The following is a 15,132-nucleotide window of genomic DNA, read 5'->3' as shown; positions in this document are numbered from 1 at the left end:
AGGCGGTTTTTTATAATCAGCCATAAATCAGGACAGCGTGATAATTCAATCGCCCGGTTCCTGGCGTGATGATCAACCAGCCCTGAGATCAAATGCTTTCTCTGTTATAAGCATTGATTGTTCGGGTATGAAAACACCGGAGACCCAACCATGAAAAAGATCCTTGTATCCTTTATTGCTATGATGGCTGTCGCTTCATCTGCCTGGGCTGCAGAGACAATGAACATGCATGACCAGGTAAATAATGCCCAGGCGCCTGCCCATCAGATGCAATCATCCGCTGAAAAAAGTGCAGTTCAGGGGGAGAGCATGAAAATGATGGATATGAGCGGTCACGATCAGGCCGCAATGTCCCATGAAATGATGCAAAACGGCAATTCTGCTGCCCATCAGGACATGGCTGAAATGCATAAAAAAATGATGAAATCCAAGCCAGCAGCTTCTAACGAAACAGCAAAATCATTTTCCGAAATGAACGAGCATGAGAAAGCCGCTGTTGTGCATGAGAAGGCGAATAATGGTCAATCTTCCGTTATTCATCAGCAGCAGGCTGAAAAGCATCGCAGCCAGATCACCCAGAATTAACCCGCAGCTCCACTTGTCAGACCCTCATTTGACGCCGAAGTCACTGGCTTACGCTCCCGATCGGGAGCGTTTTTTTTAAACCAAATGAAAGATTATATCTGTGTATGATTAATCGTAAGCGTGCAGCGAGAACCGTATTGACGGGGATGTGTTATTCAGTTGGCAGTGCTACGCGCCAGGGGAGTAGTTCGCTGACCCGGTTTATCGGCCAGTCCGCTATGACGTTAAGGACGTGACGGAGGTAGCTTTCTGGCTCCACTCCGTTCAGTTTGCATGTCCCGATCAGGCTGTACAGCAGCGCTCCCCGCTCTCCTCCATGATCCGAACCGAAGAACAGGTAGTTTTTGCGGCCCAGGCTGACCATCCGTAGCGCATTCTCAGCTATGTTGTTATCTGCCTCGGCCCAGCCGTCGTCAGTATAGTAAGCCAGCGCCGGCCACTGGTTCAGTACGTACGTGAACGCTTTCGCCAGTTCTGAGTGTCGCGACAGCGTTTTCACCTTTTCACGCAGCCAGCTTTCCAGGGATTTCAGCCGCGGTTTAGCTTTTTGCTGACGTTCTGCAAGGCGTCGCTTCGCCGGCATTCCCCTTATCTCCGCTTCAACGGCATACAGCTCGCCGATACGCTTCAGGGCTTCATCCGTCAGCGCCGACGGTGTGCGGACGTGCACATCGTGGATTTTACGGCGGGCGTGAGCCCAGCAGGCGGCTTCCGTTATCTGGCCATCGCGGTACAGCTCGTTGAACCCGGCGTACGCATCGGCCTGCAGCACACCACTGAACCCTGCAAGATGGGTCTGAGGGTGGATGCCTTTTCTGTCCGGGCTGTAAGCGAACCACACCGCCGGCGCGACTGCTGATCCAGCGTTGCGGTCATCACGAACATACGTCCACAACCGCCCGGTCTTCGTCTTCTTATTGCCCGGCAGCAGCAGCACTGGACCGGGGTGTCATCGGCATGGAGTTTACCGTCGGTCAGGACATAGCCCTGAAGCGCCTCTTCCAGCGGTGACAGCAGCCGGCAGCATGCATCCACCCAGCCCGACAGCAGTGAGCGGCTCAGCTCCCACCCTGGCGGCTGTATATTTCTGACTGCCGGTACAGCGGGGTATGTTCTGCATACTTTGAACTCAGCACGCGGGCCAGCAGCCCCGGTCCGGCGATACCCCGCTCGATGGGACGTGAAGGCGCGGGGGCCTGCACGATGGCATCGCACTGAGTACAGGCATGCTTTTCACGTACTGTCCGGATAACCCGGAAGGCGCTGCGCATCAGCTCCAGCTGTTCGGCGGCATCTTCACCCAGGTAACTCAGCGCACCACCATTCCGGGCAGCATGACGCTGCCGGCAGCAGCCGTTTTTCGTCACGGGGAAGTGATTCAGGGAACGGTTTGCGGGTACGGGTCTGCCGCAGCGGGCGCTGCACGGCCGGGTCATCCACCCGGCCGGTAAGGGTATCGCTTTCTTTCTGCAACTGCTTAAGGTCGGCTTCCATCTGCGCGATACGGCGGGAGACTTTTTCGGAGCGGCTGCCGAAGTTCATCCGGCGCAGCTTATCCAGTTGCGCCTGCAGGTGATCTATTTCGCGTTCACGCTCGTTCAGCTTTTCCAGAAGGGCACGGTTCAGCGCCTCCTGTTCGGCAAGGAGACGTTCCAGTTCATCGATATCGTCAGGAAGTAAGCTGTTCATACCGGGTATATTACCAGGCTCATTCAGCGTCGACCAGGATAAAGAGGCCTACAACATAGTCAGTGACGTAAGCAGTCTTTTAGGCTGCCGCCAGTCGATACCTTCAAGGAGCATCGCCAGCTGTGCCGGTGTGAGGAACACTTTGCCATCCCGGGCTGACGGCCAGGCGAAGCGGCCGCGCTCCAGCCGTTTGGTCAGCAGACACAGTCCATCGCCGGTAGACCAGAGGAGCTTTACCTGACTGCCATTACGCCCACGGAAGATAAAAACGTGACCTGACATCGGATCGTCTTTCAGCGTCGTCTGCACCTTTGCCCAGGCCGTTGAAGCCGTTTCTCATATCGGTGATGCCAGCGACCAGCCAGATCTTTGTCCCTGATGGTAATGGGATCAACGTTTGAGCTCCCGTATCAGCAGGTTCAGGATATTTTCGCTGATGGCACCATTCAGACGGAGTGATCCGTGCCGGAACGTCACTTCACAGCTGATATTGAGTGATTCAGGTGCCGCAGCAGCTACAGGTTGTGACCGGGGGGAGGTTGCAGGGACAACATCTTCGGTATCAAGTGTTATCGGGAGCAGCTCAGGCACGTTGTTTTCTGTTGTTGAAGGAGGACGTAGTTTTCCTTCGCGCCAGTACTGGCGCCACTTGAACAGCAAATTATCGTTGATCCCATGCTCACGAGCGAGTTGCGCTACGGAGATCTCTGGTCGATGCGAGAGTTCAACCATTTTGATTTTGAACTCAACGGGATAATTAGGGCTTTTTTTACGCACTGCGGTTAATGATTTCATGGATAGCGTCCACCATATTTGGTGTCCACTATCCTCTCAGGAATATCAGGATCTGCCAGACGGTGCTGAGACGACGCTTACGATTAATCGTAGTCTGCGGCCTGTTATGAACTAAATGAACGACGGACTAAATTTAACATAAGATAGATTACACGAACTAAGTATGTTAGAACCATTTAGTAATGTCACTTTTTATCCAGATAGAAACGTCACCTTAGAGTAAGCTAAACTGAATGCAATTCTAAGGGGCTCAACGCATGTTGGTGACCATGTCAGATAAAGAGATCCACCGCCTACCGGTGATACAGGCAGTTTGTGAAAAGCGTCTACGCCGTCGTGATGCAGCATCACAGCTTGGCATTTCAGAACGTCAGGCGCAACGACTTATCAATCGTTACCGAGTTTCTGGTGCTGAAGGACTTGTCAGCCGCAAACGCGGCCAGCCCAGCAACCGCCGGTTGACCGAATCTCTCAAACTACGAGTACTCACGCTGATACGTGAAAACTACAGTGACTTTGGGCCCACACTGGCCGCAGAAAAACTCAGAGAGCGCCATAATATCCGGCTTTCAATCGAGACCGTCCGCAACTGGATGACGTCTGACGGACTCTGGGTCCCGCATGCTCGCCGTAAGTCACGGGTTTATCAACCCCGACATCGGCGTGATTGTCTGGGTGAACTTATCCAGATCGACGGCTCCCACCATGACTGGTTTGAAGGCCGTGCGCCAAAATGCTGCCTGCTGGTCTTTATCGATGATGCCACCGGGCGTCTGATGCATTTGCGGTTCAGCGAGTCAGAAACAGCCTTTGACTACATGCTGGCAACCCGGGAATACATCGAGCAGCATGGGAAGCCGGTATCGCTGTACAGTGACAAACACGCAATATTTCGCGTCAGTGGTCCGGAGAAACGCAATACCACCGTTACCCAGTTCGGACGTGTGCTTTATGACCTGGCAATCGAGCTTATTTGTGCCAACAGCTCTGAAGCTAAAGGCCGCGTGGAACGTGCGAATCAGACACTTCAGGATCGGCTGATCAAAGAAATGCGTCTGGAAGGTATAACCGGCATTGAGGCCGCAAATGCCTGGCTTGCCACTTTCATCGCTGACTTTAACAGCCGGTTTTCACGACCGGCTAAGTTCCCCAAAGATTTGCATCGTCCGGTGCAGGAAAGCCCCGATGAATTAAGAGACATCTTTGCCTGGCATGATGTTCGTACCGTGTCGAAATCACTGACCTTCCAGTACGATAAGATCCTTTATCTCATGGACACCACAGAAGAAAATAGCCGTCTTGCCGGTGAAAAAATTAAAGTACTGGATTATCCCGATGGCACCCTCGCCTTCCTCTATGGGCACCGGAGCCTTAAGTGCCAGGCATTTGATAAGCTAGGCCTGTGTCGACCAGGGGCAGATTGTTGATAACAAACGTCTCGGGACTGTACTCCGACTGGCTCAGGTAAAACAGGATGAGCGGGAAAGCGAAGGCAAACGGGAACGAAGCAAAAAATCGCCCAGCCGTAAGGCTCAGGTGCGCATCCAGGAACAGCTCCGGGCTATCAATCCCGTTCTGGCAGACCCGAGCTTGTTTGTGGCAAGTTCAAAGCGATAGAATCGACCATCAGTGCTGCAAAGTACCGGAACAGTGAGTCCCCAAAAGGATACTTGAGATGATTAAATTCCCGACTACAAAGCGCGTTGATTTGTATAAAACTGCTGTCAGCTCTGAGCAATTACATCTAGATCTGGTTGCGGCTCAGGAGTTCATGTTCGATGCCTGGGAAAATGATGACCTGGAAGTTGTGCTGAAACTCATCAGAAAAGCTATCAAGAAATCCCCGCTCTGTGCTGACGCATACTCATTCTACTGCGAGATATCTCAAGAACCTCCTGAGTCAAAAATCGGGAAGCTGGAGACTGCTTTGTACGCAGCCAGCATTGCACTTGGCGAGGATTTTCAGGAGTTCGCAGGACGTTTCTGGGGATTTGTCGAAACACGTCCATATATGAGAGCAAAAGCAGCTTTGGCTGAGGCCTTATGGGAGTCTGGTAATTTTTATCCGGCTATGGCTCATAGCCGCGAAATGCTGAAGCTCAACCCGAACGATAACCAGGGGATTCGTCATTTATTAGCGAACTATTACCTTGAGCTTGAAATGGTGGATGATCTGGCCTTGCTACTGGACGATTATCCTGGGGATATGCGTTCGTTTTTTCAGTATACACGCGCCCTACTCGCCTACCGACAGTCATCCCCGGATGCCGATGATATCGCTAAAGCTGCGATTGATTCTAATAGACACATCCCCGGCTTGTTATCGAAGTGCAGATTACAGATCAAGTCTAACAGTGGATATATCACGTTAGGTGGAATGGATGAAGCCATTTATTATGTGAATCATAATATAAAGCCTTGGATTCGCACCTCTGGCGCAATTGATTGGATTGTAAATAATTCATTAAGTAAAATATAAGGATTTAGTTTTAATGTTTAATCTAATTATGGGCGGAGAACCTGACTATTTTGAACATTGGCCCATGTATGAACGGGTTAGTGGGAGTTGTGATTTTCCTATATCACGTATGTTAGAAGGCACCTCTGATGACATCCGGTTGAAGTTAACGCCTTTGAATGATAAAGCATTATCTTATATTGAGAAATTACCTACGCTTTTTATGTCAGAACTTTATTCCCGAGACAATGTTGAATACATTACTTTGCGACTTGGTGTAATTTCAAATCTACGAACAGTTAACAAAAATGTTGAGTTTGATTTCAGAATCACTCACTCACAAGATGATGTCGTAGTGATAAACAAAGAGTTATATCAAACAGCTTTAGAATTAGGTGCATATGGGCTGAAACGGACTCACTGGGGAATAAAAGCACGTGATTTAAATCAAACATTAGCACTTCTAAATATAACGACAAGAAGTACACCACTTCCTCCTACTGAAGCACTTCCTGATGAAGTTGATAACTACCCAATAATAGATAATGTTCAAAGTTTCATGGCGCGTGTTTTAGAACAAGATCATGAAGAAGATGCAGAAATATTTTATCGTGGACATTCTGATGTATCTTACGAGTTGGCTCCATCAGTTTTCAGGAAAAACAAAAAGGTAACTTCAAGCATTTGCACAGTGAATCAAATTTAGTCCGTGAAGCCCTAACAGCAAGGCCAACTGAGTTTGTTGATGATAAAACAATGCTAGACAAGTTAGTAAGGATGCAACACTACGGACTACCAACTCGTTTGTTGGATATAACATCAAATCCACTAATCGCTCTGTATTTCGCTTGTTGCGACATTAGTAATAATGAAAATACAAATGAGGTTGATGGACATGTTATTATTTTCAAAACAAAAGGGATCGTATAAAATTCTTTGACTCTGATACAGTAAGTTGCATATCAAATATATCAATGCTAAGTCAAACACTGAAAGATCAGCTGGATTGTAAAATGGACAAGGAGGCTTTCAATAAAACTGAAGCTTGTCAAAAACTCATACATTACATTAAAGATGAAAAACCTTATTTTAAAGATGTAATTATACCATCAGATTTGGAAAGGTTAATTTTCGTTAAAGGAAGAAATAATAATGAAAGGATGTCATCACAGTCAGGTGCATTCTTATTATTTGGGAATAATGCTGTTTATCCCGATTTAGTTTCAAACCCTGATGATGCTATGCAAGAGTTTAAAGTAGAAAAATAGTGATCAGAAAAACAAAGCTAGAATACTTAAGGAACTCGCAAGGTTAAACATTACAGATGCGACAGTTTATCAAGGCATGGAAAGGACAATGAAACTAATTGCGGCCAAATTTTCCGCAGGAGATTGATCTTCATGTGGTTTTTGACACACTAGCCTGTCGCTACTGGCATTGGTCCCTTGTATGCTAAGCATATGAACTCTGGTGTGTTGGACAGGAGCAATTAACCAGTCGTATAGTAAAATTTGAATGTAAAAATATAAAACAAGGAGTTGAGAATGAACCCCATTACTTTGAGTGAAATGAGTGATGAAGATGAAGAGGTAAAAATCATTTCTTCATATGAACCTCAAGATGATGAGATTGCGATCGTTTTTGATAGTTCAAAAATTACTGGAGGTAATGCACTGGATTTTTTCCAGTTCACCAAGCAATCACATTCTAATGTTAAAGTGTACGGAGATTCTAATGGTGTTTCGTACCTGCAATTAAACAGTATAACGTTAGCGTTAGGCACTTTCTTTGCCACATCAGTAATGATACCTTTTTTAGTAAATCTTGTTTCAAATTATATTCAGAAAAAAATTGATAACTTTGGAACTAGAGATATAGACGTTAAAGTCTCTATAATTAAAAAAAATAAATCAGGAAAACATGTGAAATACACTGTTTCTGGAAAAGTAGACGATGTTTTAAAAGTAATTAACAAAATCAAATAAAAATCTATATAGATATTATGAATATTCACGAAAAGTTAAAGCGTTGGATGTGTATTACTCAAGAAGATAGTGCTATTCTTGATTATCTTAATGCTGAGTTAAAAAAAGCTCAATCCTTGAGCTTGAATAATGAATCAAACAGATTGTTTTTATACAAAACAATTTTACTAGCCCATTTAAAATATATTCAAGTCATTAATTTACTTACAAGAGGTGATTTTTATGAAGCATGGGTAGAACTTGAAAGGATAGAAATAGATTTAATACATGGCTTTGTTGAATAAATCAGATTTCGGGTAAGTCTCCCCGTAGCGGGTTGTGTTTTCAGGCAATACGCACGCTTTCAGGCATACCTGCTTTCGTCATTTTGTTCAGCGCTCGTACCAGGGCCATAGCCTCTGCAACCTGACCATCGTAGTCACGCAGTGTCAGTGAACCTCCGAACAGCTGTTTTACCCGGTACATCGCCGTTTCCGCTATCGAGCGACGGTTATAATCTGTTGTCCATTTCCACCGCGCATTACTCCCGGTCAGCCGCTGATTCGCAACAGCACGGTTACGGTCTGCATATTCACCGGGCCAGTAACCCGCGCCTTTTCGGGGCGGGATAAGCGCGCTGATTTTCTTACGCCGCAGTTCATCGTGACAGAGCCGGGTGTCGTAAGCGCCGTCTGCCGATGCTGCCCTGATTTTTCTGTGAGTCTGCCGGATAAGACCCGGGAAGGCTTCTGAGTCCGTCACATTGTTCAGCGACAGGTCTGCACAGATGATTTCATGTGTGTTGCTGTCAACTGCCAGATGCAACTTTCGCCAGATACGGCGGCGTTCCTGGCCATGTTTTTTGACTTTCCATTCGCCTTCACCAAAGACCTTCAGCCCGGTGGAATCAATCACCAGATGCGCGATTTCACCCCGGGTGGGCGTTTTGAAACTGACATTAACCGACTTTGCGCGCTTGCTGACACTGGTGTAATCCGGGCAGCGCAACGGAACATTCATCAGTGTAAAAATGGAATCAATAAAACCCTGTGCAGCCCGCAGGGTCAACCTGAACACGCGTTTAATGACCAGAACGGTGGTGATGGCGAGATCAGAATAGCGCTGAGGTCTTCCCCGTGATGAAGGCGTTGCCGACTCATACCAGGCCTGAATAGCTTCATCATCCAGCCAGAAAGTTATGGAGCCACGGTTGATGAGGGCTTTATTGTAGGTGGGCCAGTTGGTGATTTTGAACTTTTGCTTTGCCACGGAACGGTCTGCGTTGTCGGGAAGATGCGTGATCTGATCCTTCAACTCAGCAAAAGTTCGATTTATTCAACAAAGCCTTAATACATATTAAAGAAAATAATGAGTTTCTGCCTGAGGTTAATTTCTATGGTGTTAACTTCTTAGCGAGAATGGTATGTAATTGGCAGGCGTTATTCCCATATAAAATCTTCGGTAGTTCTCGTGAAATAATAAAAGAAGTGAAATGTTCAGTATGTAATACAACCCGTAGTTTTATTAATGATTGTGGTCATGTTAAAAATAAACTTTATAATGGAGTTCTTTGCTTTGATGAAGTGATCGATTTTGAATTAATTACTTATGACATAGTTAGTAATCCCGTTAACAAATGTAGTGTTTTTTTCTCCAATGATGGTGATCATTATAACTATTCAACTTTAATTAGTGTTGTCAAATACATACAATCCCCACATCAAATTTTCAATATTACGACCTGGAGATTTAAGGCGAAAGAACATGATGGAGTATTATCGCCAGAAAATATTTGTCCATGTGGAGATTCTTTAAAAAAATATGCAGATTGTTGTTTGCCACGTAATGGTATTTATAAAAAACATATAGATATTTGGTTTCCCTTCCCGTTGAATGTAGAACCTATTTAGAACCAGATATTCAATAACTAAAGATCCCGTTGACACAGATATTTCCATATTAAGATGTTTTCGTTATATTTTTATTCCAGTCTTTCATATTTAACTTTTGCTTTATTAATTGGTTGAGTGGGATAACGCAGCAGTCACATTAATATGATTACATAGGCTGAAAGTGCCCTTTCTATCTTGCACAAAGAGGTGACATTTTAAACTTGCTTTGACAAAGTAATTGATTTTTATGTATTTAAAGTTTCTTGCCCGATTATATCCAGGGTTCATGCCGTGCCGTATCCTGAGACTGGCTGAGAATACGTATGACCGTAACCACCGAATGCGATGGCACAAAATAGATCATGTGCTGTTCCACCGGCAACGAGCAGATATCTTCTCCCAGCTCTGCGCGATGCGTGCCGATGTCATGCATGGCCAGCACATCAAACACTGCGGCTATACGCCCGATATACGCATCCGCCTGAACAACCCCGAACTGTCTGAAGCTGTAGTCCCAGATAGCCTCCAGATCTTCTTCTGCTTTTGGTGTCAGCTCAATCTCTTTCATTTGCCATCCTGGCCCTGACATTATTCAGGAATGCATCCTTGTTCCATGGTTTCGCCTCGCCGCTGCTGATGCCTTCGGCCAGCAGATCGCGCAGTTCCTGAAGGCGTGATTCAGCTTGCTTCTCGCGCAGCAGCCGCAGCGCGTCACGCATGACTTCGCTCTGGGTTCGGTAATCACCGGCCTTAACCAGGGAATCGATAAATTCACGCAGCTCATCACCCACGTCCACCGTCATTGTACGGGCCATAACCCCTCCGTTTCATTATGTAAGATTTGTTCTTACATCAGTATATCATTTTAGCATCAGGCTTCCATGCTCAGTGATCGAGACTATGGACTGCATTTATGAGATCAACAGGGATGCGAAATCAAATAGATATCTAATAGAATGCTGAGTTGTAGCCTTAAGCGAGAACTGGAAATGAAATTAACAGAAAATCGGGTAGATACACTCATCGATACCCTGAACGACCTGATCTGCGATGAGCAAAGCATTACTCGCGAACAGCGAGAAAATTTAATTAAAACGGTTGCCACACTGGGTGGGCTTAAGGAGCGACTACGGCTCATTTCTGCGGAGAAAGAAGCCAGACAGATCGCTAAAAACGAGCAGGTAAAGAAACCGCGCGAACCGGACCTGGTGTTTCCCCGTACTGGAAAGCCGTGGCTGCCAGAGGATCTCGATGTTATCCATTCCATTATCGACGATATACCTGATGACAGAATTGATGATCACATCCTGTGGCTTTCAAAACAGCAAGGGCGCACCCCCTATGCTGTCGCACTGAAGATTGTTGGTGTAGGAAGAATGGATGATGAGTGGGCGAAAGCCTGGAAACCCGCGGCAAAATCGCTTCGAGAAGATTATGCAAAGCTTCATCCTGCTCAATCTTCGGATATCAGCCAGGAATAATCGGTTTTAGGTTGAGATGTATATTAAGTTATTTTGCAGCAACATGTTTTATAATTATAAAAATCTTTCCATGCAAAATATGGTAAAATAATAAACAATTACACTCCTTAATCTAAATATATCAATATTTTTGCCGATATATATAGTAAGGAAGGGAGTGTCATGAACGATTTTAATATTTTAAGTATCTGTATTCAGAATAAGGATGTGGCAGGTGCAATGCGCGTGCTGCGTGATAAATCAGAATTTGCGGTGCGCAAGATTCTGGAGAAACTCAGAGTCAGGGTCACAACGCAAACCGGCAGGGCATTCTGGCATTATGTTCAGGGCTGGCTGTTAACCGCGTGTCGCCAGGGGAATATACAGCATGAATCATTCATTACCCGACATTCTTCCCACTATCCGGAACGCCAGCCAGCTCAGTCCCGCTGCACTCGATATGGTCAAACTTCTCGCACTTCTGGCCATGATTATCGACCACACCAATACGGTGTTTCTGTCGTCTGCCTTGCCGGTGATGTATGCGCTTGGCCGGATGGCCTTCCCCCTGTTCACGCTTATATGGGCGATGAACGTACAGCGCCCCCCGGAACGACTGCAGAAGAGAGCCAATCGTCTGTGGATCTGGGCAATCATAACGCAGCCGGTGTTCAGCCTGGCCTTCCAGAATCAACAGCCCTGGTGGGCCCTGAACATTCTGTTCGTGTTTGCAGGCGTCACGCAGTTGCTTGCCCTGCAGTACCGGCACGGCCGGAAAGGAATGCTTGCCGGGTATCTGCTCCTGGCCCTTATGATTTGGCCCCTGCAGCCGGCAAGTTACGGGCTGGCAGGAATAACGCTGGCCATCAGTATGGCAACGGTTTCTGGCAGCGATACACCCGGAGTGCAGCGGCTGGCAGCCATCACTGCCGTGCTGTCACTGATTTGTTTAAACGGGTTATCGCATCTCCTGGATATGCCCGCAGAAACATTATTACTGGCCACGCTGCCTACTCTGGCATTCCCCCTGGCAGTGGTTTCATTCTGCAGGCAAATCTGTCCGGAGGGCCGTAGGCGTTTCATGCCGCGTAATTTCTTTTATTATGCTTACGCCGGCCACCTGGGGATTATTGGTCTGGTACAGTCTACTTTTGGCTGATTTAGAATGACGTGATGGCTATCAGTGAGAAAGAGCTGATAGCCGTAACCACCTGTCAGGTTATCGGTCGGGCTTAACTGGTTATTAGCGCAGGGCATGTTAAACTTCCCGCAGGGAAAAGGAGAGAAGCATGAACCATGAAAGTGATCTGATGAACCACGGCTTCAGTGAAGAGGACATTGTCCGACTGCGGGCCAGTTCAGCTAAAACGGGTACGGAAATGGATACTCTGCTGAACGATCTGGCAAACCGTTTTAAGGCCCTGATATGGGTGCTGTCAGTCATGTTACTGATTCTTGTGGCCACACTTTTGGCTGGCTCGAGGGTGCATGCAATTTCCTTTGGCGTGGCTATTCTTGTTCTTGGCACTCTGTTTACGATTACCATGCCTTTGAAGCTGGCCTATAAATCATGGCATTACCGCCGGAATCTCATTTCCCAGCGTCATCAGAAGTGATCAGATCGAAAACAACCTTAGCCTTTACCCCCCATCCCACAATTTTCATTGTCAGTTTACCCCGGGACATGGTGTCGATTTTCCGGTAAAAATCGGTGCTGATATAGTTAAACAGACGCCATGTCCCTGGTCTGGCCATTAATCCATAGACACTGTAGATATTGCCTGCAAGCGCGATCCCGTTGTATATCCCTAACCCTGTTGATCGTTCAAATCCCATGAATTTAGCGATGTTCATAGCACCATCACCAAACATACCCTGCGTGTCAGGTTCATTCAGGAACTGACGACCAACTTCACGGGTTATCGTGTTGGCCGAGTCGACAATCAGAATAGCCCCGGCAAGAACGCCTACGGGGGTCATTGAGGAAGTCAGCACGAAGCCAAATACGCCCTGCATACCTGCCAGCACCACTTTAATTCCTGAGATGACATAACCGACCATCCGGTCTTCATCCCTGACGTATTTGATCTGGGCATATAGTTTCGCATAACCGGTCTGGAGCTGCCGGCTCTGCTCAAGCAGACTGCTGTTTTCTGCCTGCAGGTTACGCAGGCAGGTCATGCACTCTTCGTCAGACTTTGCCCGCCGGGCACGCTCAAATTCGCCATTAATGACAGATTTAATTTCATCGATGAATTTGAGACGCGTCAATCCATCCCCCAGATGTCGGGCGCCAACAATATTAGCGGTATTGACGAGTTTGCGGGCCTCCAGATTAATCATGGTTTCTGCCCAGACTCGAGCCTGGCTTTTGTTTCCCGGAAGAATTATATCCATTTTTCTCATCCTGATTGAAAATCACCCGTTAAAGCTTATCGCGCTCCCGGATTTAGGCAACCCTGCTTTAAAGGGTACATATATGCCGCGAAGCGGCATGGAGACGCCAGCCGGAGCTGAACCGGGTGATTCTGGTGAGGGGCGTCGTAACCGGCATCAGCCGTTACGGATTGATAGGTTCTGCCAATCCCATCCCTTTCCCTGCAAAGCCATACCCGCTTAAAACTTTCTGATTGCTAATGTGCGCGGTCGGAGTGAGTCCGTCAAGGCCAGAGGCCGCTGACGGGCTGTATCTCCGCGTTAGCGCCGTGAGGCGCTTACGAGCGTGTACCGCGAACTTACCGCGAATCGACTTACAGCCATAGCTATTTCTAGTTACAACATCCCTCTTAAAGCGAAGTTGTTCCGGCCCTTTGGGCCGGGGCGGCTCGGTTTAGCAGGGGTTAGGTATGTATGCGGTGCCGGGTTCTGGCCAGAAAGGGGCCCGGCGCTTGCGACGGGAGGTACTTTTGATTTTGTTCTGAGCGCGAGGCCGTGAGGCCGCTGCATGCGAAGGCATTTTTCGTTATCCACAGAGTGATTGCAGACAAAGATCTACTCTGGAATGAAATGAACAGAGAGATAAAAACGGTGAAGTAAGACTGTTTTGCGGAATGTCTTTTATTCGTTTCCGGGTTACTTCACTTATTCGTTTGCGGATTTCTGTGTAAAAAAAAGAGACAGTGGCCACTGGGGGCCATAACGACAAGCAGAACGTCATGGTGACCGGAAGGAGAACGGAGTGAAGGTTGAAAAATGAGCAGGGTGGCCGAAAAAAACCAGCACGAAAAGCCCCGGTGAGGGGCCCGTAAACAAGAAGACTGTTGTGTCGTCTGTGACTAGTCCGGGGGAGAAAGCGCCAGATCCAGCTGGTAAAGATGCTTGATGGCCAGAGCCTTCAGGCGCTCAGATGTGCACCAGTACGCTTCGTCAGGCGGGAGGGTGCGGTAAATCCATTCAGACATTGCATGGAGTCGTTCATCTGCCGGCAGCTTAATCAGATTGTTGGCACGTTTACGCTCCGCGCCTTTTTTGCGGCGGTAAACGAGTGCCTCCCGACGCTTACGGTCAGACCAGCATTTCCGCGCAGAGTGGGCCTGAACATCATCATGTTCGCTCATCACTACTTCCCGGATCAGCTGCTCACGCTCGGCGCTCTGACGGAGCTTCTTCTCCTGCTCTTTAAACAGCTTGTCCATATCGACGCCCAGCATCTGGAATCCCAAGGGGGTTATATAGACATACGTTGGCAACCAGGTGCGGGATTCACGATCCCAGGCGCGTTCTTCTGCGAGGCCCAGAACGCCAAACCGTACCTGTTCCTCAATAAGCCGTGAAAGGCGTGACACCGTCACCTCCGTTTCAGGAATGACATTGCCTTTTGGGTCCTTTGCACTGAGTTCTTTTGCAAGACGGGAGATACACATGCCGACGGTATGCTTGCCGGCATCACAGAAGCTGATGAGCACTGGCCAGAGCGCATCGAGCAGGCGCTGACGTTCCGGACGGAAGCCATATTTACGTCCCGCCTTACGGCGGCCGGCGACATAGAGAGGGTGACGAGAAACATGCATGCGCAGGCTGACCTGCCCGGTTTCTTTGTCTTTTTTCACCAGGCGATTGTAGGCATGACCGAGCTGTCCGGAGAGCTTTTTATAATGCTCCGGGCGATACCAGGCCGGGTTCTCACATTTGGCTTTTGTGGAATGCTCACCGCGTTTGCGGCGGGTCAGTTTTTTGACCGGTGCAATGAGGAAATTACCCTGAGTGCCGGCATCGACATCCTGGCAGAAACGGGTTAGCTCATCTTTCGGTAGATCTGACCAGTGAACAGAAATCTGATTGTCATTCAC

At 47.7% G+C, this 15,132-nt stretch carries 16 protein-coding genes and 3 pseudogenes; 11 read left to right on the top strand and 8 right to left on the bottom strand.

Features of this window, described 5'->3' with window-relative positions; genetic code table 11:
* Positions 1–150 precede the first annotated feature (150 nt).
* On the top strand, positions 151–585 hold the full coding sequence (gene pcoE / locus ACLHV8_RS26365; protein WP_004388336.1) for a copper resistance system metallochaperone PcoE: 435 nt from the start codon (positions 151–153) through the stop codon (positions 583–585).
* 151 nt (positions 586–736) lie between these two features.
* Here the strand turns inward: pcoE and tnpC are convergent.
* From tnpC to tnpA, 3 genes and pseudogenes are all read right to left on the bottom strand, one after another.
* A pseudogene (tnpC, locus tag ACLHV8_RS26360) lies at positions 737–2,274 on the bottom strand (IS66 family transposase).
* Positions 2,275–2,322: 48 nt separating this feature from the next.
* A pseudogene (gene tnpB, locus ACLHV8_RS26355) lies at positions 2,323–2,614 on the bottom strand (IS66 family insertion sequence element accessory protein TnpB).
* 50 nt (positions 2,615–2,664) lie between these two features.
* Positions 2,665–3,069, bottom strand: a complete 405-nt coding sequence (tnpA, locus tag ACLHV8_RS26350) for an IS66-like element accessory protein TnpA (RefSeq protein ID WP_000839182.1) — start codon at positions 3,067–3,069, stop codon at positions 2,665–2,667.
* 269 nt (positions 3,070–3,338) lie between these two features.
* On the opposite strand from tnpA, the pseudogene ACLHV8_RS26345 reads away from it, so the two are divergent.
* From ACLHV8_RS26345 to ACLHV8_RS26315, 7 genes and pseudogenes are all read left to right on the top strand, one after another.
* Positions 3,339–4,686, top strand: a pseudogene (locus ACLHV8_RS26345) (ISNCY-like element ISLad2 family transposase).
* 58 nt (positions 4,687–4,744) lie between these two features.
* Positions 4,745–5,548 carry a hypothetical protein gene (locus ACLHV8_RS26340; protein WP_000589340.1) on the top strand — a complete coding sequence of 268 codons (804 nt, stop codon included), beginning with the start codon at positions 4,745–4,747 and terminating at the stop codon, positions 5,546–5,548.
* 13 nt (positions 5,549–5,561) lie between these two features.
* Entirely contained in the window at positions 5,562–6,233 is a 672-nt protein-coding gene (locus tag ACLHV8_RS26335; RefSeq protein WP_246978485.1) for a hypothetical protein, read from the top strand.
* Positions 6,212–6,457, top strand: coding sequence for an FRG domain-containing protein (locus ACLHV8_RS26330; protein ID WP_410392119.1), 246 nt, complete (start codon positions 6,212–6,214; stop codon positions 6,455–6,457). Before ACLHV8_RS26335 ends, ACLHV8_RS26330 begins: the two co-directional genes overlap by 22 nt.
* 83 nt (positions 6,458–6,540) lie before the next feature.
* Positions 6,541–6,795 carry a hypothetical protein gene (locus ACLHV8_RS26325; protein ID WP_410392156.1) on the top strand — a complete coding sequence of 85 codons (255 nt, stop codon included), beginning with the start codon at positions 6,541–6,543 and terminating at the stop codon, positions 6,793–6,795.
* Positions 6,796–7,071: 276 nt separating this feature from the next.
* Entirely contained in the window at positions 7,072–7,512 is a 441-nt protein-coding gene (locus ACLHV8_RS26320; protein WP_016239970.1) for a hypothetical protein, read from the top strand.
* A gap of 17 nt (positions 7,513–7,529) precedes the next feature.
* Positions 7,530–7,796, top strand: coding sequence for a hypothetical protein (locus tag ACLHV8_RS26315; protein WP_407224132.1), 267 nt, complete (start codon positions 7,530–7,532; stop codon positions 7,794–7,796).
* 40 nt (positions 7,797–7,836) lie between these two features.
* Here the strand turns inward: ACLHV8_RS26315 and ACLHV8_RS26310 are convergent, their stop codons facing one another.
* The 3 genes from ACLHV8_RS26310 to ACLHV8_RS26300 form a co-directional block, all read right to left on the bottom strand.
* On the bottom strand, positions 7,837–8,805 hold the full coding sequence (locus ACLHV8_RS26310; RefSeq protein ID WP_022649395.1) for an IS5-like element IS903B family transposase: 969 nt from the start codon (positions 8,803–8,805) through the stop codon (positions 7,837–7,839).
* Positions 8,806–9,654: 849 nt separating this feature from the next.
* Complete coding sequence (locus ACLHV8_RS26305; RefSeq protein WP_032638098.1) at positions 9,655–9,951, bottom strand: type II toxin-antitoxin system RelE/ParE family toxin; 297 nt, start codon at positions 9,949–9,951, stop codon at positions 9,655–9,657.
* Positions 9,938–10,198, bottom strand: coding sequence for a type II toxin-antitoxin system ParD family antitoxin (locus tag ACLHV8_RS26300; RefSeq protein WP_013087106.1), 261 nt, complete (start codon positions 10,196–10,198; stop codon positions 9,938–9,940). The genes ACLHV8_RS26305 and ACLHV8_RS26300 overlap by 14 nt, the downstream gene beginning before the upstream one ends.
* Before the next feature lie 141 nt (positions 10,199–10,339).
* Here ACLHV8_RS26300 and ACLHV8_RS26295 point away from each other — a divergent pair, with 141 nt between their 5' ends.
* The 3 genes from ACLHV8_RS26295 (at position 10,340) to ACLHV8_RS26285 (ending at position 12,459) form a co-directional block, all read left to right on the top strand.
* On the top strand, positions 10,340–10,864 hold the full coding sequence (locus tag ACLHV8_RS26295) for a hypothetical protein (protein WP_080286651.1): 525 nt from the start codon (positions 10,340–10,342) through the stop codon (positions 10,862–10,864).
* 367 nt (positions 10,865–11,231) lie between these two features.
* Positions 11,232–12,002 carry a TraX family protein gene (locus ACLHV8_RS26290; RefSeq protein WP_032638097.1) on the top strand — a complete coding sequence of 257 codons (771 nt, stop codon included), beginning with the start codon at positions 11,232–11,234 and terminating at the stop codon, positions 12,000–12,002.
* Positions 12,003–12,132: 130 nt separating this feature from the next.
* The gene (locus ACLHV8_RS26285; RefSeq protein ID WP_032638096.1) at positions 12,133–12,459 is read left to right on the top strand and encodes a hypothetical protein; all 327 of its coding nucleotides are present in this window, start codon (positions 12,133–12,135) and stop codon (positions 12,457–12,459) included.
* Here the strand turns inward: ACLHV8_RS26285 and ACLHV8_RS26280 are convergent.
* Both ACLHV8_RS26280 and repA read right to left on the bottom strand, forming a co-directional pair.
* Positions 12,434–13,240 (bottom strand): DUF4225 domain-containing protein, encoded by an 807-nt coding sequence (locus ACLHV8_RS26280; protein ID WP_032638095.1) that lies wholly within the window; start codon positions 13,238–13,240, stop codon positions 12,434–12,436. The genes ACLHV8_RS26285 and ACLHV8_RS26280 overlap by 26 nt on opposite strands.
* A gap of 878 nt (positions 13,241–14,118) precedes the next feature.
* The coding region (repA, locus tag ACLHV8_RS26275; RefSeq protein ID WP_410377064.1) for a plasmid replication initiator RepA at positions 14,119–15,132 on the bottom strand (1,014 nt) is incomplete at its 5' end.

This window comes from Enterobacter sp. CPE_E863, assembly GCF_046521465.1.
Classification (GTDB): Bacteria; Pseudomonadota; Gammaproteobacteria; order Enterobacterales; family Enterobacteriaceae; genus Enterobacter; species Enterobacter adelaidei.
The sequence above is the reverse complement of the archived record's forward strand: the minus strand, read 5'-3'. Positions and strand labels throughout refer to the sequence as shown.